The sequence below is a fragment of the Streptomyces sioyaensis genome (assembly GCF_004122735.1).
Classification (GTDB): Bacteria; Actinomycetota; Actinomycetes; order Streptomycetales; family Streptomycetaceae; genus Streptomyces; species Streptomyces sioyaensis.
Window position 1 is genome coordinate 1 of record NZ_SDIF01000052.1, and the last position, 21075, is coordinate 21075.

At 67.7% G+C, this 21075-nt stretch carries 17 protein-coding genes and 7 pseudogenes; 9 read left to right on the plus strand and 15 right to left on the minus strand.

All coding sequences use genetic code 11. The features are described 5' to 3' along the window. Positions 1-175: 175 nt before the first annotated feature. From EST54_RS18805 to EST54_RS36355, 3 genes and pseudogenes are all read left to right on the plus strand, one after another. Positions 176-834 (plus strand): annotated as a pseudogene (locus EST54_RS18805) (IS701 family transposase). A 910-nt stretch (positions 835-1744) separates the two neighbouring features. Continuing rightward, positions 1745-2641 carry a C1 family peptidase gene (locus tag EST54_RS18810; RefSeq protein ID WP_244942556.1) on the plus strand — a complete coding sequence of 299 codons (897 nt, stop codon included), beginning with the start codon at positions 1745-1747 and terminating at the stop codon, positions 2639-2641. A gap of 680 nt (positions 2642-3321) precedes the next feature. Continuing rightward, a pseudogene (locus tag EST54_RS36355) lies at positions 3322-3408 on the plus strand (IS5-like element ISDge16 family transposase); the annotation flags it as partial. Here EST54_RS36355 and EST54_RS18825 read toward each other — a convergent pair. Beyond that, positions 3405-4681: pseudogene (locus tag EST54_RS18825) on the minus strand (serine hydrolase domain-containing protein). The pseudogenes EST54_RS36355 and EST54_RS18825 sit on opposite strands and share 4 nt — an antisense overlap. On the opposite strand from EST54_RS18825, the gene EST54_RS18830 reads away from it, so the two are divergent. Then, a complete protein-coding gene (locus EST54_RS18830; RefSeq protein ID WP_129248811.1) occupies positions 4568-5092 on the plus strand; it encodes a CGNR zinc finger domain-containing protein in 525 nt (174 codons plus the stop codon). The pseudogene EST54_RS18825 and the gene EST54_RS18830 sit on opposite strands and share 114 nt — an antisense overlap. 238 nt (positions 5093-5330) lie before the next feature. Here the strand turns inward: EST54_RS18830 and EST54_RS18835 are convergent, their stop codons facing one another. Next, positions 5331-6248, minus strand: a complete 918-nt coding sequence (locus EST54_RS18835) for an AEC family transporter (RefSeq protein ID WP_129248812.1) — start codon at positions 6246-6248, stop codon at positions 5331-5333. Positions 6249-6641: 393 nt separating this feature from the next. Between EST54_RS18835 and EST54_RS36055 the strand changes: the two are divergent. Further along, positions 6642-6704: pseudogene (locus tag EST54_RS36055) on the plus strand (transposase); the annotation flags it as partial. On the opposite strand, the gene EST54_RS34115 reads toward EST54_RS36055, so the two are convergent. Continuing rightward, positions 6683-6820 (minus strand): hypothetical protein, encoded by a 138-nt coding sequence (locus tag EST54_RS34115; RefSeq protein WP_154074029.1) that lies wholly within the window; start codon positions 6818-6820, stop codon positions 6683-6685. The pseudogene EST54_RS36055 and the gene EST54_RS34115 overlap by 22 nt on opposite strands. A 318-nt stretch (positions 6821-7138) precedes the next feature. On the opposite strand from EST54_RS34115, the gene EST54_RS18845 reads away from it, so the two are divergent. Continuing rightward, complete coding sequence (locus EST54_RS18845) at positions 7139-8557, plus strand: cellulase family glycosylhydrolase (RefSeq protein ID WP_129248813.1); 1419 nt, start codon at positions 7139-7141, stop codon at positions 8555-8557. A gap of 60 nt (positions 8558-8617) precedes the next feature. Here EST54_RS18845 and EST54_RS18850 read toward each other — a convergent pair whose 3' ends face one another. Further along, the gene (locus tag EST54_RS18850; RefSeq protein WP_129248814.1) at positions 8618-9235 is read right to left on the minus strand and encodes a LysE family translocator; all 618 of its coding nucleotides are present in this window, start codon (positions 9233-9235) and stop codon (positions 8618-8620) included. Positions 9236-9345: 110 nt separating this feature from the next. Here EST54_RS18850 and EST54_RS18855 point away from each other — a divergent pair, with 110 nt between their 5' ends. Then, positions 9346-9798: an Lrp/AsnC family transcriptional regulator gene (locus EST54_RS18855; protein ID WP_129248815.1), complete on the plus strand. Its 453-nt coding sequence runs from the start codon at positions 9346-9348 to the stop codon at positions 9796-9798. Positions 9799-10393: 595 nt separating this feature from the next. On the opposite strand, the pseudogene EST54_RS18860 reads toward EST54_RS18855, so the two are convergent. Further along, positions 10394-10531: pseudogene (locus EST54_RS18860) on the minus strand (DoxX family protein); the annotation flags it as partial. A gap of 44 nt (positions 10532-10575) precedes the next feature. After that, positions 10576-11070, minus strand: a complete 495-nt coding sequence (locus EST54_RS18865; protein WP_129248816.1) for a cupin domain-containing protein — start codon at positions 11068-11070, stop codon at positions 10576-10578. An 80-nt stretch (positions 11071-11150) separates the two neighbouring features. Here EST54_RS18865 and EST54_RS18870 point away from each other — a divergent pair, with 80 nt between their 5' ends. Beyond that, positions 11151-12002: a LysR family transcriptional regulator gene (locus EST54_RS18870; RefSeq protein WP_372448266.1), complete on the plus strand. Its 852-nt coding sequence runs from the start codon at positions 11151-11153 to the stop codon at positions 12000-12002. Positions 12003-12251: 249 nt separating this feature from the next. Here the strand turns inward: EST54_RS18870 and EST54_RS18875 are convergent, their stop codons facing one another. The 9 genes and pseudogenes from EST54_RS18875 to EST54_RS18910 all read right to left on the minus strand — a co-directional run bounded on the left by EST54_RS18875 (position 12252) and on the right by EST54_RS18910 (position 19232). Next, positions 12252-13151 (minus strand): TauD/TfdA dioxygenase family protein, encoded by a 900-nt coding sequence (locus EST54_RS18875; protein WP_129248817.1) that lies wholly within the window; start codon positions 13149-13151, stop codon positions 12252-12254. A gap of 111 nt (positions 13152-13262) precedes the next feature. Beyond that, positions 13263-14618 carry an LLM class flavin-dependent oxidoreductase gene (locus EST54_RS18880; protein ID WP_129248818.1) on the minus strand — a complete coding sequence of 452 codons (1356 nt, stop codon included), beginning with the start codon at positions 14616-14618 and terminating at the stop codon, positions 13263-13265. Positions 14619-14670: 52 nt separating this feature from the next. Continuing rightward, positions 14671-15615, minus strand: a complete 945-nt coding sequence (locus EST54_RS18885) for an ABC transporter permease (RefSeq protein ID WP_129248819.1) — start codon at positions 15613-15615, stop codon at positions 14671-14673. Then, positions 15612-16463 (minus strand): ABC transporter ATP-binding protein, encoded by an 852-nt coding sequence (locus tag EST54_RS18890; protein ID WP_129248820.1) that lies wholly within the window; start codon positions 16461-16463, stop codon positions 15612-15614. The genes EST54_RS18885 and EST54_RS18890 overlap by 4 nt, the downstream gene beginning before the upstream one ends. A 4-nt stretch (positions 16464-16467) precedes the next feature. Further along, positions 16468-17553, minus strand: coding sequence for an ABC transporter substrate-binding protein (locus EST54_RS18895; RefSeq protein WP_129248821.1), 1086 nt, complete (start codon positions 17551-17553; stop codon positions 16468-16470). Between the two features lie 325 nt (positions 17554-17878). Then, a complete protein-coding gene (locus EST54_RS36195; RefSeq protein ID WP_392567421.1) occupies positions 17879-17992 on the minus strand; it encodes a putative leader peptide in 114 nt (37 codons plus the stop codon). Between the two features lie 205 nt (positions 17993-18197). Beyond that, positions 18198-18314, minus strand: a pseudogene (locus EST54_RS35500) (LLM class flavin-dependent oxidoreductase); the annotation flags it as partial. Further along, a pseudogene (locus EST54_RS35505) lies at positions 18311-18484 on the minus strand (F420-dependent methylene-tetrahydromethanopterin reductase); the annotation flags it as partial. The pseudogenes EST54_RS35505 and EST54_RS35500, both read right to left, overlap by 4 nt. Positions 18485-18608: 124 nt before the next feature. Next, complete coding sequence (locus tag EST54_RS18910) at positions 18609-19232, minus strand: histidine phosphatase family protein (protein WP_129248822.1); 624 nt, start codon at positions 19230-19232, stop codon at positions 18609-18611. 266 nt (positions 19233-19498) lie between these two features. Here EST54_RS18910 and EST54_RS18915 point away from each other — a divergent pair, with 266 nt between their 5' ends. Continuing rightward, positions 19499-20188 carry an SDR family NAD(P)-dependent oxidoreductase gene (locus tag EST54_RS18915; RefSeq protein ID WP_129248823.1) on the plus strand — a complete coding sequence of 230 codons (690 nt, stop codon included), beginning with the start codon at positions 19499-19501 and terminating at the stop codon, positions 20186-20188. The last annotated feature ends 887 nt before the right edge of the window (positions 20189-21075 follow it).

Consider the following 21075-nt stretch of genomic DNA (forward strand, 5'->3'; position numbering starts at 1 on the left):
TGACCGACAACGGCGGAATCTTCGGACCTGGACGACTCATACCCAACCAACGACGAATCTTCGACTCAGGTCACTAGTGCTCCAGCTGTAGATCGTGATCTTGCTGGCGGGAGGCGGTGTGGGAATGGGTGCGGCCACCGTTCCCGGCCGGTGCCGGGTAGCGTTCGAGGGCCTGATGGAGCGGATCGCCAGGCGCTTCACTCAGGTTGAACCCCGGCGCCGGGCCGGGCGGTTGGTGCTCGGGCTGCTGTCGGACCTGCCGCGCAAGAACTGCTGGACGATCGCCGAGTGGGCCGGGGATACCAGCCCGCACGGCATGCAGCATCTGCTGTGCCGGGCCTCCTGGGATGCCGACGCCGTCCGTGATGACGTGCGCGAGTATGTCGTCGAGCACCTCCACGACGATGCCGCGGTGCTGGTCGTCGACGAGACCGGCGACGTGAAGAAGGGCACCCACACGGTCGGGGTCCGGCGCCAGTACACCGGCACAGCCGGGGGATCGAGAACTCCCAGGTCGCGGTCTACCTCGTCTACGCCGGCGAGCAGGGAAACGCAGCGCTCGATCTGGAGCTGTACATCCCGCGCTCTTGGACGTGCGACCCGGATCGCTGCCGGGCAGCCGGGCTCGGCGAGGAGACCGTCTTCGCGACCAAGCCGGAACCGGCCCGCACGATGATCGAACGGTTCCTGAACGCCGGACACCACGTGGGCCGGGTCGCCGGTGACGAGGTCTACGGCGGAACCCGAAACTACGGTCCGACCTGGAGGGACACGGCATCGGCTAGGGCGTGTCCCTTCGATCTCCGTGGATCAGCCTGCGGCTCCCCCAGCTAACGCTGGGAGGTGCCCCCAGGTGCCGTGCATCGCAAGGCGGAGCGTCTCCCTCGGACGGGTGTCCGTGGGTGATGCGACAACGCGGCGTGGGGGCACCCCCAGCGTTAGCTGGGGGAGTGCGGTGCCAGGAGTCGCAGGCCCACGGAGATCGGAGAGACACGCCCTGGTACACCTCACGGAAGTTCACTAAAGCCTGCCGCAAACCAACTCGGTAAGCGGGCATTGGACCCGGCTGGACAAATCCATTTGGCGCTCTCGCTTCGGTGGGGCCACAACGCGGGAAGCCGCGTCGGCTCCATAACTCAACGCGCTCGTAGGGTAGTTACCAGTAACCAGACAACCCGGTTCGCGACGCCCTTGACCGGAATTACCTGCGGGAATGCGTGGAGCAGCAAGTGCTTGCAGGTAAGCCTGAAAGGCCATCCAGCACTGACGCCCGGATGACGCGATGAATAAGTTGCTTGGTACTGAGCGTTGACTGGGAATACAGAGCCTTGCTTTACTTCTGCGCGGGACGACGGCCGGACCATCAACCAATCCCCCCACAGTGCCGTTAAGCGATCCTGGCGTCTCCCACCCCCCTTCACTCGGCATGACTGCGACCAATTCCCAGGCATGACCGCGAGCTTCGTATTGGCATGTTCCTGACACAGGAGCCCCCACCGTGCCACCTCCCCCACGCGCGCGCGGACCACCCATTGGCGTGGTGCTTTCGCGCTCACCGGATCACAGATCCGACAACAGCCAGCCGCCTTGCGGTGATGCAGCCATACCTCGATCCGCCGCTCGTGAAAACCCCGAGCGCAAGCGGCAATTCGAGCGGCGGGCTGCACTCGCGATGGCTTGGCGCCCGCACGACCCAACCCACCACCCCTGCCGCTCTCAGCGGTTCACATCAAGGAGTCGAAACGTGCGTATCAAGCGAACCCTCAGCGTCGGCACCGCGCTCGCGGTGTCCTGCTTGGCGACTGTGGTCGCCACCAACGCGACCGCGGCCAACCCCGCGCCCGTCCATTCCCAGCACCACGAGCACGGAATGGGCCTGGACCTCGCCGCGCTCAGAGCGCACAAAGCCCCCAAGTCACCGGTGAAGCACGGGGCGTTGCAGGCACCGCGCCCTCGACCCGGTGACGTACCGTCGAGCTTCGACCTGAGCACGTACGCGCTGTCGCCCGGCGACCAAGGAAGGGTCGGTTCCTGCGTCACTTGGGCCACCGGTTACTCCGGCTACGGCATATTGATGAAGGAGCAGGGCATCAGCGGCTCCCCGATGGCGCCGATGTTCATCTACTCGCAGATCGCTCAGGGCAACGACCAGGGCACCTGGGCCAGCGTCGCATTGCCCATGGAACAGAAGCAGGGCATCGACACCAAGGACGACTACTGGCAGGGCGACTTCGACTACACGACCCAGCCCGACGACAACGAGCGTGCGAACGCGGCACATTACAAGCTGTCGGGGTGGCAACAGCTGCCTACCAGCGGTTCGAAGGCCAAGGCCGCCATACAGGACGCGATATCGCAGGGCATGCCGGTGCCGATCGGGTTCACGGTGCACCAGAGCTTCATGGACATGGACGCCGCGACCGCGTCGAGCTACAGCTACCTCCCCGGGGACTCCCACAGCGACCCGGTCGAAGGCGGGCACGAGGTGACCATAGTCGGCTACAACGACAAGGGCGTGAAGATCGAGAACAGCTGGGGCGGCAACTGGGGAGACGGCGGCTTCTTCACCGTGCCGTGGAGCTTCTTCGACACCGGTGACGTCGATGAGGTCTCTGCCATGGGGAAGCTCGTCACGAGCTGATGCACGAGGCCCCTCCCCAGTCCTCGCCGGCACCGGGGAGGGGCCGCTCCACGATGCGGGCCGATTGTGTTCGCAACGGCATGCCGGCGAAGGGGGGACCAGATGCGCGAGCGCGAGTGGGATACGGCGATACGGGAGCCGCTCGCGTGGGCCGCAGCGGGCGCCCCGGTGCTGATGCTCGTCGAGGGAGAGGCGGGAACGGGCAAGATCCGGTGGCAGCCAGCCGGGCCGAGAACGGCAGCCAGTTGCCTCCTCCTGGGATTCCTCGCCGGGGCGGCGGGCTTCAACGTGTCACCAGCTCTCACACTGGTCACACCGACCCCGTAGACGCCTCCGCATCACAGGGCTCTGACCTGGATTTACGCGCTCGTCCTGGACCAGCTGGACACACTTGGACGGTCTCTACAACCTGTGCCATGTGGTACCCAGAGCAGCGCCCAGGACGAGTACGGGGGCGTCGTCGGGGCCATCGATCCGGTGCTGAGCTGCTGACCCGCCCCCGAGCCAAGGCGGACCAGGCCTCAGCACTGCACACCATCCCGGGCGCCACCCGGCCCCAAGGCACCGTCAAAGTTGCCGACGACGTACTCGACACCTTTCTGAAACGGGCTCTCACTGATCTGTGACGCACCTTCCCGTCTCCTTGTTGGACCCCCCTTGGATCAGCACCGCCGGGTAGACGATCCGGCAAGTGGAAGACCGTTCACGATCACCACCGGCGATGGTCGGCGGACGGCACGTGGGACCGAATCGTTGGCGCGGTTCAGCGACACAGGGCCGTGTCCACGACACCGTCCATGCGCTTCTTGGTTGCCTGGCTCAGCTGCATGGTCACGGCGACGTTGGCCGCGCGGCCGTTCTCGGTGGCGCCGCCTCGGGTCTCGTATCCCGTCATGCTGCCGCCGTGACCCCAGTGCACACCGCCGCACGACAGCGGCGTGCTCACGAGTCCCAGGCCGTAACGGGCACCGGAGGGAAAGGGGTAACTGGCGGGGACGGTGGTGCGCATCTGGTCGAGCTGCGCCTTCGGGAGAAGGCGGCCGGCCAACAGTGCGGTGAAGAACCGGTTCAGGTCGGAGTTGGTGGACACCATCTGACCGCAGCCCAGGCCCAGGAAGGGTCCCATTCCGTGGCGTCGCCCAGAGGCGCGGCTGCCGAACCCTGGTAGTAGCCCCGGGGATGGCGCTCCCGGATCCTCTCCTCGCCTGGCACGGGGAAGTAGGTGTGGCGCAATCCGATGCGTTTGATGACGCGCTGGTCGATCTCCACGGCGAGGGGACGGCCGGTGACCTTCTGCACGATCAGGCCGGCCAACAGGTAGTTCGTGTTGCTGTAGGTCCAGTTCGTACCGGGGGCGAAGTCTGCCTTGTGCTGGAGAGCGAGGTCGAGGAGTTCGCGGGGCTCGTAGTAGCGGATGTCGTCGCTGAGGTACGTGCTGTAGTTGGGAAGTCCGCTGGTGTGCTGGAGTATTTGGCGGACGGTGATGTGGCGTCCGTCGATGCCGGCCCCGCGCACCAGGCCGGGCAGATAGGTGTTGACCGGGGCATCAAGGCCGATCCTGCCTTCACCGACCAGTTGCAGCACGACCACCGCCGTGAACGTCTTGGTGTTGCTGCCGATCCGCAGCTGACTGTCCCGGGGCACCTTCGCTCCGGTGGCCAGGTCGCCGACCCCTGCGGTGTAGGTGCGGGTGCGGCTGTCACGGGCCCGCCGCCAGGCCGCACACCGTCCAAAAGGGCCTGAAAGCTCTGGTGCACACCGACGGCGTGCCCGCCGCGCTGGCGAGAGCAGGGGCGAGGGAACCCGAAGCCATCGGCTCCGACCCGTCCCGGACACGCCCTGGTGCCCCGCGTTCATGGCGTCGCACACGGTGCACGCGGCGCAGCGGGACCGTCGCCCCGGGCCCGGCTGTGGTGCAATGGTTGAGTGAAATTTGAGCATGACAACATGGTCGGGGTCCATCTGGCAGTGTCGCTGGTGAATCTGGAGTCGAGTGGTTCCTGGGGGGCGGAGGCACTGGAACGGGCACTGCAAGAGCATGGGATCCGACGTTCGCGTGTCACTGGCTCGGCCGGTGCGGAGATCAGGGCGTGGTCGCGGCGTTTGAGGCCCGTTTTCGAGGCCGGCTCGCAGGGCGAACGGTGCGAGGTGATCAACGCTCTGCTCGCGGACGGCGCTGGAAGCGTGTACCTGACCACGCACGACGACTTGCGGCCGCATCTGCACTTCGCACCGGACGGCCAGGACGTCCAAAGCCGTGTGAAAGCCGTGACCGCGGGAGCTGTGGCCATCTTCACCATGGAGGCCGAGGGGGAACGGCTGGGCGTCTGCGCGCTGGACTCCTGCCGGACCGCCTTCGTCGACACCAGCCGCAGCGGTCGCCGCGCCTACTGCTGCGCGCGCTGCGCCAACACCGATGCGGTCCGCCGCCACCGCATGAAGCGGCGCTAGGGGGTGTCTCTCCGATCTCCGTGGGCCTGCGACGCCTGGCACCGCACTCCCCCAGCTAACGCTGGGGGTACCCCCACGCCGCGTTGTCGCATCACCCACGGACACCCAGTCCGCGGGAGACGCTCCGCCTTGCGATGCACGGCACCTGGGGGCACCTCCCAGCGTTAGCTGGGGGAGCCGCAGGCTGATCCACGGAGATCGGAGAGACACCCCCTAGCGTTCCGCCCTGTTGCAGGCGCTACGCCGAGACCAGTGCCAGAACGAAGGGGACGGCGGCGATGCCCAGAAGTGTCTGTGTCGCGGTGATGCCGGCCATCAGCAGTGCGTCGCCGCCGAGTTGTCTCGCCATGATGTACGCGGACGATGCCGTGGGCAGAGCCTGGAAGAGCACGGCGATGATCAGTGCCTGGGAGCCGAGGCCGACCATGTGAGCCGCCAGGAAGGTCGCGGCGGGCATGAGGGCGAACTTGACGGACGACGACGTGAGGATCGGCGCTGCCCACGACCGTGCCGCACCGAAGCGCAGCGCGGCGCCGATGCACAGCAGCCCCAGTGGCATCGAGGCGGCTCCGAGTGCCTGGAGCGCCGGCTCGATTCCCGGCGGCAGGCGCAGATCGAGTGCCTGAAGGATGATGCCTCCCGCGCAGGCGAGGATGAGCGGGTTGGTCACGAGCTGTTTGACGATGCCCGCGAGGCGCAGGCGTGCGCTCCCGAACCGTGCGAAGACCAGCACGCACAAGACATTGACCGTGGGCACGATCGCCGCATTGCAGACCGCGGCGGTGGCCACGCCCTGGGTGCCGTACAGACCGGCAGCGATCGTCACGCCGATGTAGTTGTTGAACCTGACACTGCCCTGGAAGACCGAGGTAAATCCGTCGTCCTTCAGTCGCATCATGGGTCTGAAGGCGATGACCAGCACGGCGACTGCCACCGTGGAGGCGACCAGAGTGCCTGCCAGAGCCCGCACCGGCAGATCGTCGGTGTCGGCCGTCGCCAGGCTGTGCAGGAACAGAGCCGGGAGCAGTACGTGATAGCTGAGGCGCTCGGCTTCGGACCAGAAACCCTCGGCCGTGATCAGCGATCGCTTGAGCGCGTAGCCCAGCGCGATCAGCAGAACAACCGGAATCAGCGCCTTGACGGTCAGGGTGATCACACCGGGATCCCGTCCAGCGTGGCGAGGATGGGTGAGCCGGAAGGTGTCACCGGGCAGCCCTCCCCAGGGCGAACGGAACATCCGTAGAACCCGTGGCCGTTGCGTCTCGCTGGTGGGGGTGGGAAGAGTCAGTACCCTGGGCACTGGGCGTCGAAGAGTGCATACCCACAGGCTGATGTAACACCGCGAGACATAACAACCATTACAGTGACTCCCGTGACAGGACTCAGCAGGCCGCACTCCCCGACGCCCCGAAAGCAAGGGCTGTGGCCTTCACGAGCATGACGTCTGCACGCGCGAAGTGGTGACGCGGGCCTGCCGTCCCGTCACCGCCGGCCTGGAAGACCAAGCCGCCAACGGCCTTGCCGACCGTCTCGACCACGGGATTGACCCCGGGTCGACGACTGGGCCGCAGCCAACAACATCGAATTCGCCTACACACCGGCCAACAGTTCCTGACTGAACCGCATCGAGGCCCAGTTCACCGCGCCGCCGTCAAACAGCTCGCCGCCGACGGCCTCCCCGTCACCGACGATCTGCTCGCCCGACACTCCCCGCTCCAGTACGACCACATCAACTTCCTCTGCTACGCACCCCGCCAACCTCGCCGGGCCTGCGGCAGCTGCGTGACCCGCACGCCGGTGATGAGGACGACGGCGGGCAGGAGTGAGCGTCACCGACCAGGGCGCCGATCAGCTTGCGGACCGCCGCTCTCGTCAGCCGCTTCGCGGCGGTCGCAGCCAGCACCCGGCGATGACGCCAGGAAAGCCCTTGCAGAAGAGAAGACCCGCCAACTCCCCTGAACCTCTGGGAACTTGGCCCACCCGCCAGTAGCATCCGGCCGGCCGGTAGCACGCCGCCCGAGCAGCCCCCTCGAAAGGGTCTCCTGCATGCGCCTGACCTCCCGCGTCGCCCCCGCCGCCCTTGCCCTGGCCGCCCTCCTGCTCGGCGTCCTCCCCGCGCAGGCCCAGGCCCACCCCGACCGCGCGCCCGACCGGATCACGGTCGGTGACCGCACCTTCCTCACCGACGGCCAAGGCCGCGCGCTCCAGTGGCGCGGCTTCAACCTTGCCGACAAGAGCAGCCGAGGCACCCACGCGTTCGCCGACATCCACGAGAGCGATCTCAAAGACATGGCCGCCCGGGGCTTCAACCTCGCGCGCCTCGCGTTCTTCTGGGACGACCTCGAACCCACCCCCGGGCACTACGACCGCGGCTACCTCACCAAGATGCGCCGCATCCTCGACTGGGCCAACCGCTACGACATCAAGGTCATCATCGACGCCCACCAGGACGTATACGGCCCCCACTTCGGCTCCCGCGGCGTCCCCGACTGGGCCACCCGCGACGAGGGGTTGCCGTTCTGGCCGATACCCGACGACTGGTTCTCCGAGTACTTCGAGCCATCCGTACAGACCGCCTTCGACCACCTGTACAAGGACGCCGATCTCCGCGCCGCGCACGCTCGCATGTGGATGACGGTCGCCTCCGCCCTGGGCAGGCACCCGGCGCTGCTCGGCTACGACCTGATGAATGAGCCGTTCGCGAAGTTCCTCGAAGGCGAAGACCTCCCCGCCGCCGCGGCCCGCTTCGAAGCCACCGAGCTCACCGAGCTGTGGAACCGCCTTGCCCACGCGATCCGACTGGTCGACCACAGGTCGTGGGTATTCGTCGAACCAACCGTCATCGTCGGTGTCGGCGTCCCCACCCAGATGGGCCACATCGACGACCCGCACGCCGGCTACGCGCCGCACTTCTACGAGACCGCGATGGAAACCGGCGGCGACTACGACCCCAACGGCACCTTCATCCCCGCCTACGAGGCCGCGATCAGCGATTACCCGACCCGTCACCGCATGCCGGTGATCGTGGGCGAGTGGGGCGGCAACCCCTACGTTCCGCACGCAAGCCAGTTCGTCACCGACATGACGGCCTCCCTGGACCGCTTCTCCAGTGGCTGGACGTGGTGGCAGTGGTGCCGGGGCGGCGGCTACTGCTTCCTCGACCGGACGGGCGCCGCGAAGCCCAACGCCCAGCTGCTCGTCCAGCCGTACGCGCGGGCCGTCGCGGGCGACCCGCTCACGTTCGCGTACGACCCGGCTACCCGCACCTACACGCTCACCTTCCGCACCCGCGACAACGCAAAGGGGCCCACCCTAATCACCGTGCCCAAGGACACATACCCAGGCGGCTACCGCGTCGAAATCCAAGGCAGCAAGGCAAGTTGGGACGACCACGGCCAGACCGTCACCGTGCGCGCCCACAGCAGGGCCGGAGCCACCTACAGGGTCACGATCAGCCCGAGGTAACCCACCCGATTCGCTTGAGGGCCGCGGGCCCCACTGTGCGCGTACGGCGAGACGGATGCTTCAGCCGGCCAGGCGCTCCACCAGCAAGAACCCGCCGACGATGATCATCATGGCACCGGAGGCGCGGGTGACCGCCCAGGCGGCGCGGGGCCGGGTCTTCAAGACGGTGCGCGCCAAGGCTGCGACGGTGAGGTAGACGACGGCACAGGCGGTCATGTGGAGCGCGCCGAGCAGGCCGGTCTGCGCGGCGACCGGCCAGTGCGTCGAAGGGTCGATGAACTGCGGGAACAGGGAGAAGTACAGCAGCAGCGCCTTAGGGTTCAGGCCGCTGGTCCCGGCCCCCTTGAGCATGATCTGCATACGGGAGGGGGCCAGGGCCTGTTCGGAGGCGGTCAAGGTGGCCGGCTGCCTCAGCACGCCCCAGCCGAGCCATACCAGGTAGCCGGCCCCGGCGAGGGTCAGTGCGGTCAGCAGGGTCGGTGAGCTCGCCACGATCACCACCAGGCCCGCGACGGCGAGCAGTGTGTATCCCGCATATCCGGCTATCAGCCCGGCGACCGCGGGAAGGACCGACCGTTCCCGCAGGCCCGCCGAGATCGCATAGGCCCAGTCCGCACCCGGGGTGCACACCAGCAGGAGGTCCACTGCCGAAAAGGCCGCCAGCGTGGTCGTGTCCATGATCTGTCCCTCTCACATTCCGCGTTGCGAGAGGAACGCTAGGCCGGATCTGCCCGAAAGTGTTCCTTCATTTACCCCATGATCCCGCCGTGTGAGGGAGAATCTCCCCCATGGACGCCATGGACCGGAAAATTCTTGCCGAGCTGCAGCTCGACGGCCGTCTCACCGTCACCGAACTGGCCGCCCGCGTGCAGCTCAGCGTCTCGCCCTGCCACCGCCGCCTGCGCGACCTCGAACGCCAGGGAGCGATCCGCGGCTACCGCGCTGTCGTGGACCCGGATGCAGTGGGCCTGCACTTCGAAGCCCTCGTCTTCGCCACCCTGCGCTGGGAAGACCGTGACACCGTCACCGCCTTCGAAGAAGCCGTCGCCGCCGTCCCCCACGTACTCCAGGCCCAGCGCCTCTTCGGCGAACCCGACTACCTCCTGCGCGTCGCCACCACCGACCTGGCTGCCTTCCAGCAGCTCTACGACCAACAATTGGCCAGACTCCCCGGCGTCCAACGCCTGACCTCCACCCTCGTCATGAAACACGTCGTCGACGACCGCCCCCTCCCCAAATAGCCACCACCAGACACCGTCCTCTGCGGCCCCCTGAGCGACCGCTACAGCTGCGTACACATCCTCGCCGTCCTCTACGGCACCCGCGCCCTGACCCTGGTCCTCCTCGCCCTCGCTCCACACGGGATCTGGCTGGTCATCACCAACCTCACCTTCGGGCTCGGCTTCGCAGGAATCCTGCATGACGTAACAGGCAGCTCCCCCCGCTCGGATGGTCACCGCCCGCGTGGACGAGCACGAGCCCGCCTCCGCTACGGCTACGAGCAGGGCAACCTCTCGGGCAACATCCTCGGTTGGGCCCAGCAGGAGGTGAGTTCGCCCGCCTGTCTCCGACGGGTAGTTCTGGCCCCACCAAAACGGTGAGGCGTGGCTCTGCCAGGCGTTCGACCAGCGGCCCAGTAGGTGGCCCGAGCACAAGCACAGCCAGCGAGAAGAGGCCGTCAGAGGCCCCGGGTGAACGGCCGTCCGCCCGCTCGGTGGGTGGGGCCAGAACTTCCCGTTCCCTCGGGAGCACTGGACCCCGTTCAAGGAGCCCAGCCCCCACACCACAGATCATCCAGCCGTATCCACCTCACGGCCAGGGATCAAAACACATACTGAGGGCGGGCAAGGGTTTGCGGTCGACCCAGGCCATCATCGGTCGGAGCTGATCGCGGCTGCGGATTACCTTCAGCGTGCCCGCATAGAAGTAGAAGAGGGCGAGCAGTCCCGCAACGATCCAGTGGGCGATGTTCATCGTTCCCGTTCATGAGTCACCGGTTCATGGGACCCGTGACTGCTTCAGGCCAGGTCGGTGGCAGGCTCGGTCGCGTAGCGGCTCATCGCGTCGATATTGGCCTGTGGCGTCAACGGCCGGCCGCCGGCGAGCACCGTCTGGAGGTCTCGGAAGTACTGCACGTACAAGTCGGGGGTGAATGTGCTGAGCATGACAGCAGGCTGGTCGGACGGGTTGGCGAAGGTGTGCGGGGTGCCGGGCGGAACCATCACGAGCGTGCCCGCGGTGGCGTCGTGGTCCTCGTCCCCGACGGTGAACCGCACGGTGCCCGAGAGGATGTAGAAGCCCTCGTCGTGTTGGGCGTGGCGGTGCTGCGGCGGCCCCTGGGTGTGCGGGGCGAGGACGGACTCGGCGATCGCGAGGCGGTGCCCGGTGTGGCTGCCGTCCTCCAGAACGCGCATACGCGTGGTGCCCAGAACGATCGTCTCGCCGTCGCCGGGACCCATCACCGATACGGCGGGATCGGCCTGCGACTCGCTGGTCTTCGCTTCTTCGGTCATGCCTCAAGTTCACCGCCGGCGACCCACGGCTGTCCAAGACCCGTCCCGCAGCGCCGATACGCCGTAGGTATCGTTGCAGCGTGGAGCTACGGACCCTGCGCTACTTCGTGGCCGTCGCCGAGGAACTCCACTTCGGCCGGGCCGCCACCCGACTGCACATGAGTCAGCCGCCGCTGAGCCGGGCGATCAAGCAGTTGGAGGCCGATGTCGGGGCCCTCCTGTTCGCCCGCTCGCCGGCCGGCGTCACGCTCACTCCCGTGGGCACGGTGCTGCTCGACGAGGCGCGGGCCCTACTCGACCATGCCGACCGCGTCCGTGTACGCGTGAGCGCGGCAGCCGGCGCCGCGACCATCACCGTCGGCATCCTGGGCGACGGCACCGACCCGGGAGTGTCCAGGCTGGCCGCCGCCTATCGTCGAAACCATCCCGGCATCGACATCCACATCCGCGACACCGATCTGACCGACCCGACGTGCGGGCTGCGCGCCGGACTGGTCGACGTCGCCCTGACCCGGGCGCCGTTCGACGAGACCGCCCTGACGGTGCGGACGCTGCGGACCGATCCGGTCGGCGTGGTCCTGCGCGCCGACGATCCGCTGGCCCGCCGCGACCGGCTGCGGCTGGCCGAGCTGAGCGACCGCCGCTGGTTCCAGTTCCCGCAGGACACCGACCCCAGCTGGCAGTCGTACTGGAACGGCGGCACGCCGCGCGAGGGCCCAGTGGTGCGCGCCGTCCAGGAATGCCTGCAGGCCGTGCTGTGGAACGGCACGGTCGGCCTGGCCCCGCTCGGACACGACCTGCCCGCGGAGTTGGCCGTGGTACCGCTGACCGACATGGTGCCGAGCCGAGTGGTGGCGGTGTGGAACGAGGGTGACACCAACCCGTTGATCCGATCCTTCATCGAGATCGCGACAGCCGCGTACCGCCGCTGAGCACCGGCAATCGGTGCTGCCGCAGCTCGTGAACAATTCGAACCCAGAGGCCCTCGGAACTGCCTCCTCTCGGCCGTTCGGCACATCCTCTCGGAGGAGCACGGCACCTGAGCCGTCCGCACTACCAGCCCGACAGGGAGGGGGCGGCGCAGGACGTGCAGCGCCGGCGCACTCCCACAAGCACCTCCTGGGGGTGCGCCCCCAGGAGGTGCTCCACATGGACCTTGGCGGCCGACGACCCCGTGGGCGTCAGGCCGCGGCGGGTGTGTAGTGGCCGGCGTCACCGCCTTCGAGGGCGCGGCTGGTGGTGCCGTCGATGCCTACCGGGGCGTCCCCTGCGACGGTCACCCGGTGCAGCAGGCGCGGCAGGTCGCCGTAGTCGTCGGGGGCGTAGTGCTGGGTGCTGCGGTTGTCGAAGAGGACGAGGTCACCTGGCGTCCAGGCCACCCGGACGATGTTCTCCGGCCGCGTCACGTACGACTGGAAGATGCGCAGCAGGTCCCGGGACTCGGAGGGGCCAAGGCCCTCGATGGTCTGCGCGAAGCCGCCGATGAACAGGCCGCGCTCCCCCGTCTCGGGGTGCACGCGTACTACTGGGTGGGCGGTGCGGTACTTGCGCGCGACGAACTGCTTACGGTGCTCGGCCGCCTTGTCGTTCTTCGGGGCGGCGTAGTCATAGTCGTTGGTGTGCACCGCCCACAGCTTGTCGGCCAGCTCACTCAACGGTTCGGGCAGGTCCTGGTAGGCCGCCGCCGAGTTGGCGATCAGTGTGTTGCCGCCGTAGGGCGGGACGACGATGCTGCGCAGGGTCGACGCCTTCGGGGGTGTGCGGACGAAGGTGACGTCGGTGTGCCAGTGGTTGGCGCGGATGCCCTCGTCCCCGTCGACGGGAAGGACGTTGGGCTGCCCGTCCACGGACGGGACGGTGGGGTGGGCGGTGGTGAGTTCGCCGAAGAGGGAGGCGAAGCGCAGCTGCCCGACGTCGTCCAGCTGCTGGCCGCGGAAGACCAGTGCCTTGTGTTCCAGCAGCGCCGTGTTGATCTCGGTGACGATCGCCGGGTCGAGGTCGGCGGAGAGGTCTACGCCGACGATCTCGGCGCCGATGCGTCCGCCGATCCGGCGGATGTCGAAGCCAGTGCTGGTGCTCATGTGCATCTTCCTTTCAGGAGTTCCGTCAACTCAGGAGGTGATGGGCGGCGAGGGTCCTTTGGGAACCGGGTGGGTGGAGGGGTGGTCCCATCCGGTCCTGTGCCGTGCAGGTCATGACGGCTGTCCTGCGGGGGCAACAAGCGGGGCGAGCCGGCCTGCGGGGCATGGGAGCCCGTAATGCTCGCGCAGGGTATGTCCGGTGTACTCGGTGCGGAACAGGCCCCGGGCCTGGAGGAGCGGCACGACGTGGTCGACGAAGTCCTCCAGGCCGCCCGGCAGATGCGCCGGCATGACGTTGAAACCGTCGGCGGCTCCCTGCGTGAACCACTCTTCGAGCTGGTCGGCGATCTGCTCCGGGGTCCCGGCGAAGACCCGGTGGCCGCGTCCGCCGCCGAGGCGCGCGATGAGCTCGCGCAGGGTCAGGCCGTCGCGCCGGGCCAGTTCGGCGACCAGGGTGAAGCGGCTCTTGTTGCCGTTGATGTCCCGCTCCTCGGGCAGCGCGGGCAGCGGGCCGTCCAGCGGCAGCCCGGTCAGGTCGGTGCCGAGCATCCCCGACAACTGGGCGAGTCCGTACTCCGGCACCTGGAGGTCGGTCAGCTCCTGCTCAAGGGCGCGGGCCTCCGCCTCCGTCGAGCCGATGACCGGGCAGATCCCGGGCAGAATCTTCAGGCCGTCCTCGGAACGTCCGTAGCGGGCGAGGCGGTTCTTCACGTCCTTGTAGAAAGCCTGCCCGTCGGCGAGGGTCTGCTGTGCGGTGAACACCGCCTCGGCGTACTGGGCGGCGAACTCCTTGCCGTCCTCGGACGAACCGGCCTGCACCAGTAGCGGGTAACCCTGCGGGCTGCGCTGCACGTTCAGCGGGCCCTGTACGGCGAAGTGCTCCCCACGGTGGTCGATGGGCTGCACCTTGCCGGTGTCCGCGTAGACCCCGCGCACGCGGTCGAGCAGGACCGCGTCGTCCTCCCAGCTGTCCCACAGCTTGGTGGCGACCTCGACGAATTCCCGCGCCCGCTCGTAGCGCAGGCTGTGTTCGAGGTGTTCGTCCTGCCCGAAGTTGCGAGCCTCGTCGACCGTGCCGGAGGTGACGATGTTCCAGCCGGCTCGCCCGCCGCTGAGGTGGTCGAGGGAGGCGAACTTCCGGGCGGTGTGGAAGGGCTCGTTGAAGGTGGTCGAGACGGTGGCGATCAGGCCGATGCGCTCGGTCACCGTCGCCAGGGCGGACAGCAGCGTGAGCGGTTCGAAACCGCCGAGCGCGTTGTGTTTGACCTTGCCCCATAGCGCCAGACCGTCGGCGAAGAAGATCGAGTCGAGCTTGCCGCGTTCGGCGGTCCGCGCGAGGTGCTGAAAGTACCGCACGTCGGTGACGCGTTCGGGCTGGGTACGCGGATGCCGCCAGGCGGCGTCGTGATGGCCGGCGTTCATCAGGAAGGCGTTGAGATGAAGGCGGCGGGGGCCGGCTGCGGGCATGGAAGGTTCCTCCAGGTTCCTTGGGTTCCCTGCGCGGGGGCGGATTCGGGCGTCAGCTCGTGGCGGGGACGCGCCACGAGCTGAGCCGCTTCTCCACGGCCACCAACAGCTGGTTGAAGGCCACGCCGATCACGGAGATCGTGACGATGCCCGCGTACATCTGCGGAATGGCGAAGTTGTACTGGGACGCGTTGATGAGATAGCCGAGACCGGCCTTGGCGCCGATCATCTCGGCGGCGACCAGGACGACGATGGACACCGCCCCGGCCAGCCGGATTCCGGTGAAGATCGTCGGCACCGAGGCCGGCAGGATCACCTTCTGGAACAGCCGCGGGGCGGACAGGTCCATGGACTTCGCCAGCCTCAGCAGGGTGGGGTCGACGGTGCGTACCGCGCTGATGGTGTTGAACAGGATCGGCCACGCGCATGCGTACACCACGATGGAGATCTTCGACGTCTCGCCGATGCCGAGGAGCAGCACGAACACCGGCAGCAGGGCCAGGGCAGCGGTGTTGAGGAAGACCTGCAGCAAGGGGTTGAGGAGATCGGCGACGGGCCGGTACCAGCCGATGAGCAGGCCCAGCGGTACGGACACGGCGACGGCTATGCCGAATCCGCTGAACGAACGCACGAGGCTCGCCTGTGCGTTGTCGGCGAGCTGGCCGTTGGCCACCAGTCCCCACCAGGCATCGGCGACCTCGCTGAACGGCGGCAGGAACGTCCGGTCCACCAGTCCGAAGCGGGGCGCCAGATCCCACGCGAGCAGCAGGGCGACGATCGCCACCGACTTGGTGACGCCGGTCAATACCGCGCGCAGGACGCGGGGCAGCACGGAAGCGTGCTGGGGTCGCGGCCTGCCCGGCCTGACCGGCAGGACGGCTGCGGGCTCCTCGGTGAACGCCGGCGATGTGCCGGTGGTGGTCGGCGCGGAGAGTTCCGGGGGCTTGAGTTCCTCCGGCGTCTTGCGCCGAGTGCTCGAACCGCTTGCGAGGCTCATACCGAGACCTCTTCCTTCTCCAGCTGTTGGGTCCTGGTCACCTCGTCGTGCAGCAGCGTCCAGATCTCGTGTCGGTACCGTGCGAACACGGGGCTGGACCGCAGGTCGTCCGTCGCCGTGCGGGAGTCGAAGCCGATCGGCACGACCTGTTTGATGCGGCCGGGCCTGGAGGTCATGACGGCCACCCGCTGGCCCAGGTAGACGGCTTCCTCGATGCCGTGGGTGATGAAGACGACGGTCTTTCCGGTGCGCTGCCAGATGCGTAGCAGTTCGTCCTGGAGCGACTCCCTGGTCTGGGCGTCCAGTGCGGCGAACGGCTCGTCCATCAGCAGGACGTCGGGGTCGTAGGCGAGAGAGCGGGCGATGGCCACGCGCTGGCGCATGCCGCCCGACAGCTCGTGCGGGTGACGGTTCTCGAATCCGGAGAGCCCGACCAGGTCCAGGTATTCGCGGGCACGCGCGGCGCGCTCGCGTCGTGGCACGCCGGTCGCCTCCAGGCCGAACTCGACGTTGCCCAGGGCGGTGCGCCAGGGCAGCAGGGCGTACTGCTGGAAGACGATGCCGCGGTCCAGGCCGGGCCCGGTCACCGGTTCCCCGTCCAGCAGGATCCGTCCGCCGGTCGACCGGGCGAGCCCGCCCAGCAGGTCCAGCAGCGTGGACTTGCCGCATCCGCTGGGGCCGACCACGACGACGAACTCCCCCGCCTCGATGCGCAGGTCGACACCGTCCAGAGCGGTGAATTCGCCCTCCCCGTGCGCCGGGCCGCGCCCCTGGGCCCGTCGCCTCTTGGCGGGAAAGGTCTTGCGCACCCGCTCGAACTCGATCTTGGGTGTGGTGGATCCTGACATGGGATCAGCTCCCGCTCTCGGAGGTCGGCTTGGACGCGGGCGACTTGTCCTTCCGGCTGCCCTTCGGGCTGTACGCGTTGAACTCGTTGGTGTAGAGATCCGACGCCTTGACCTGGCCCTTCCCGATGTCACCGCGTTTGGCGAGCCAGTCGATCCACAGCTGGAGGTCCTTGTCGGAGATGCGCCCGGCGGTCTCGGCGACGCCGAAGGACTTCCAGTACTTCAGCGGAGCGGTGTCCTCATTGCGGCCACGCTTCTTGACGATCTCGATCTGCCGGGCGATGACCTCTTCACGCGGAGTGGCGCGGGCCCACTCGATGGCGCGCGCGATGCCGGTGACGAATGTGCGCGCGGTGTCGGGGTTCTGCTTCAGGAAGTGGTCGTTCACCACATACGTGCCGGCGGAAAAATTGCCGAGCAGCTGGTAGTCGGTGAACAGCGGCCTAATGCCGCCGGTCTGTAGGGCCTTGTCGCGCAGGATGTCGCCGAGCACGCCCACCTGGATCTGTTTCTGCCGCAGCGACTGCTCGGTGTTGACCGGGGGCACCACCAACGGCTCGACCTTCTTGATGTCCGCCTGCGACAGGCCGTGGCGTTGCAGGTAGATGTCGAGCATCGCCTCGGAGTGCGCGCCGAGAGTGTTCATCCCGACCTTCTTGCCAATCAGGTCACGGGCCGAGTGGACCGGGCTGTCCTTGAGGACGTAGAAGCCGTTGTAGGCAGCCTTGTCCACGCCGTAGTAGCTGATGACCGCCGTAATGGGAGCCTTTCTCGCAGCGAGTTTGACGACGGCTCCGTTGAACGCGCCGCCGAAGTCGACCTGTCCGGTGGCCGCCGACTGGATATCCTGCGGCCCGCTGATCGTGTTGCCGACCCACTTGAGCTTCACGTCCTGCAGGAAGCCGAGATCCGCAGCCAGTTCGGGCAGGATGACGGACCCCGCCCACCCCTGGTACCGCAGGGTCTTGGTCTGCTCCTTGGCCGATCCGGCGCCCCCGGTGCCGCAGCTGACCGCGACCGCCGAGAGGCCCAGCAGGGTGAGGAACTGTCGTCGGTTCGATGGGGTCGTCAGCTTGCTCATGGAGCTCATGGAAGGGGTCCTGTTCGAGTGGGTGGGTGGAGCGCGGCGGTACGCGTACGGCGATCTGTTGCGGACGCGGGGAGAGGGCGTGCGGCGGCAGGAGCCACCGTCCCGATTCCGGCGGGCGCAAAGCCGGCCCGCGGGCGAGACCGAAAAGGGAAATGCGCAGGATGGGGTGAAACAAAGCGGCTCACGCACCGAATTCCGCGGATTCCGGGTGGGGACGCGGCGAGAATCACCGGGCGACGGGGGAAGAAATCCCGGTCGAGCGGTTGCACCGGGATCAAGGGTCGCTCAGGAGCTGACGCCGAGCGGCAGCTCCAGGGGACGCGCCTTAACGGCCAGCGGCACAGATGGCACTGGCCTGGCGTCGCAGATCGACGTGCAGGCGTGCGGTGAAGTTCTCCAAAAGACTCACACTCGGAGGCTGGCAGCGAAAATCAGCCACGTCAATGACGCGATAGCCCTCGTCTCACCATCTGATTCTCCCGCCACACACGCGCAGCATTTTGTTCACAATCGCAGTCGCAGAAAGCCCCTGTGGACACAGTCGGCACAGGTGGCCCGGTTCCGGAATCCGGCAGCTCCGTGCGTGGTGGGGCGGCCTCCGGGTGACCTCCGGCCGGCGTCCCCGCCGCGCACGGGAGCCCCGCTCATCTGCGCCGCCACTCCTCGGCCAGCAGTTCGTAGGAACGCACCCGGTCGGCATGGCCGTGCGTGATGGTGGTGATGAGCAGTTCGTCGGCACCGATGGCCTCCTGGAGCTGCTGCGGAACACTCCGCGCTCCTGGAGCAGCGGTACCACGGTGTGGGCGAAGACGTCGAGGCCGCCGGGGGTGATGTGCGGGACGAGGATGAAGCCGTCGGAGGCGTCGGCCTGGACGAACTCGTTGATGGTCTCGGCGACGGTGGCCGGGGAGCCGATGAACGTCGCCGGGTTGCGCGGCTTGCCCCCCCAGACCTTGCGAGGCTACACATCCGATCAACTGGCCAACGCTCTGAAGGGACACTTGTCTCAGCCATCGTCTGGCGCGATCACCCAAGGCATCGGCCTGGCGGCGCCTTCAGATGTGCAACTCGGGAGGAAAGCCCGTCCAGCGCAGCTCGGTCGGCAGATGACGCATGTCGTTGGACATGAGGACGGAAGCCGGCCGACTGGGCGCGTATCGGATGACCGTCAGTGCAGCGTTGCAGTGGTTGAGGCCGAGCCAACGCCACTTCGGTGCATGCATGGCGTCCCGGACAAGCCAGGCGACCAGGAAGTTGTGGGTGACGACCAGTTCGTGCCGGTCCTCCTCACCGTCCACCGGCCCGGTGAACAGATCCAGCGCCTGGCGGGCCAGAGCAGGCCCGTGTTCCCGCTCTTCGGCAGTGGAACCAGCGAGAAAGCGGAGAGAGAAGTCTGCTGATTCCGCCGGAAGCTCGTCCCTTCCTGGCATGTAGGGCACGTAGTCACCGGCAACTTCCGAGACGTGCAGGGGAACGTTCTTCAGTTGGTCGCCGATCAGGCGTGCGGTCTGCCCTGCCCGGGGCAGCGGACCGTGGTGAACAGCTGCGAAGGGGATGCCCCGGAGGCGTTGGCCGAGCAGCGTGGCCTGCCGACGGCCGCTCTCTGTCAGCCCACTTTCGTCCGGCGATGCCTCGCCATGCCGGACGAGGTAGAGGTAACGGGTGGCCGTGCCGGTCATCTCGAACTCCTCTGCATCCCTTAGCGATCTTGCTCATCAATGGACGCATCATCCTCCAATGCCGGTTCCCTCGACCCATCACAGAGACACGCTCCAGGCGAGCACCGGTTCGGCGCTCGGCTTGGCGCTGGTGGGCCGATGGGCGGAGCGGTCCGAGACTGACGCAGCGATCGCACGATGGGCCTCGGCGCCCTGGGTGAGGAACTTCGCGGACCACGCCGTAAACCGCTGGCCGATCGCATCGTCCCGGAGGGAAGCTGTGCCCCATGACGACAACCTTGATCACCGGGGCCAACAAGGGTCTGGGCCACGAGACCGCCCGCCGCCTGATCGCCGCGGGCCACACCGTCTACCTGGGAGCGCGCAGCATCGAGCGGGGCGCGGCAGCCGCGGCCGAGCTCGGCGCCCGGTTCGTGCAACTCGATGTCACCGACGATGCGTCGGTCGCCGCCGCGGTGGCCACCCTTGAGGCCGACGGCGGCCTGGACGTCTTGGTCAACAACGCCGGAATCGAGGTGCGGTCGCCGGGAGGCGAGATCATCGGCGCCGCGGAGCTGACCGCCGACGTGATGCGGGAGGTGTTCGAGACCAACGTCTTCGGCCTGGTCCGGGTGACCCACGCCTTCCTGCCACTGCTGGAACGCTCCGCCGCCCCGGTCGTGGTCAATGTCAGCAGCCGCCTGGCCTCACTGGCCCAGGCCGGCGAGGGGTACCCGGGGGTCGCCTACCCAGCCTCCAAGACCGCGGTCAACATGCTCACCGTGCAGTTCGCCAAGGCGTTCCCGCGGATGCGGATCAACGCCGTGGAGCCCGGCTACACCGCGACGGACCTGAACCGGCACGAGGGCACGCAGACCGTCGAGCAGGGCGCCGAGATCATCGTTCGGATGGCTCAGCTGGGGCCGGACGGCCCGACCGGCGGCTACGTCGACGCGGCGGGCCCTCTGCCCTGGTAGGCGACGAGGTTGCCGGCGCAGTCCGCGATGCCGCTAGACCAGGACCGTGACGCGACATCGACCGCGCAGGTTCTTCGAGTGTGACCAAGAAGTGGGCCAGTGCGGCATTGACCCCGCTGTCTTCTGCGGCGTCCCGCATGCACATCTCGCCGATGCGATCGCAGAGTTGGCAGACTTCTGGCTGGCTCGGCAGGAGTCAGCGCTCGATGAGTGGCGTGGTGGCGGGCAGCAGCGTCGGGCGGAGGCCGGGCCGAAGTACGACCTGGTCTCCCCCGAGGCGGGGTGGCGTGGGGGCGTTCGCTTGGGTGCCGGCCGACTTGAGCTACGGCGACCGTCAAGCGTCCGTTTGGCGAGCTTGGCCCAGCACTGGCATGGCGCGACGATCTCCGGGAGATGGCGGCGCGCTCGACGTTCGGGCCTTGCCGACAAGGGAACTTCTCGTTCCGCGGTCGTATCCGTAGGCCGATGGGAAATCCGCCTGGGTCGACGACGCGTACCCGTACTCGGCTCGCCACCGCTTCGCGAGGAACTTGTGAGTTCCATTCGGCGGCAAACGGCAAAGGCAAGGAGAACGAACTCTCTCCTTGCCACTCTCAACTTATAGCGCGCTGGGGGGCTTGCCACAAGCCCCGGGGCCCGGCGCAGAATCGTCGGCCGATGCCACAACCTGCGGAATTAGGGGCACGACGTGCGTGTGTTGTTGTCGACGTATGCGGGACGCGGTGACGTCGAACCAGTGAGGGGACCGGAAGTGCAGTTGCGGGTGCTCGGCGCGGAGGTGCGGGGGTGCGCGCCGCCCGCCTGGACGGAGCGGCCGGCCGACTCGTCAGAGGGACGGCAATCAGGGATGAGGACGTGCTCGACAAGAGGCTCGACAGGGTGGGAGG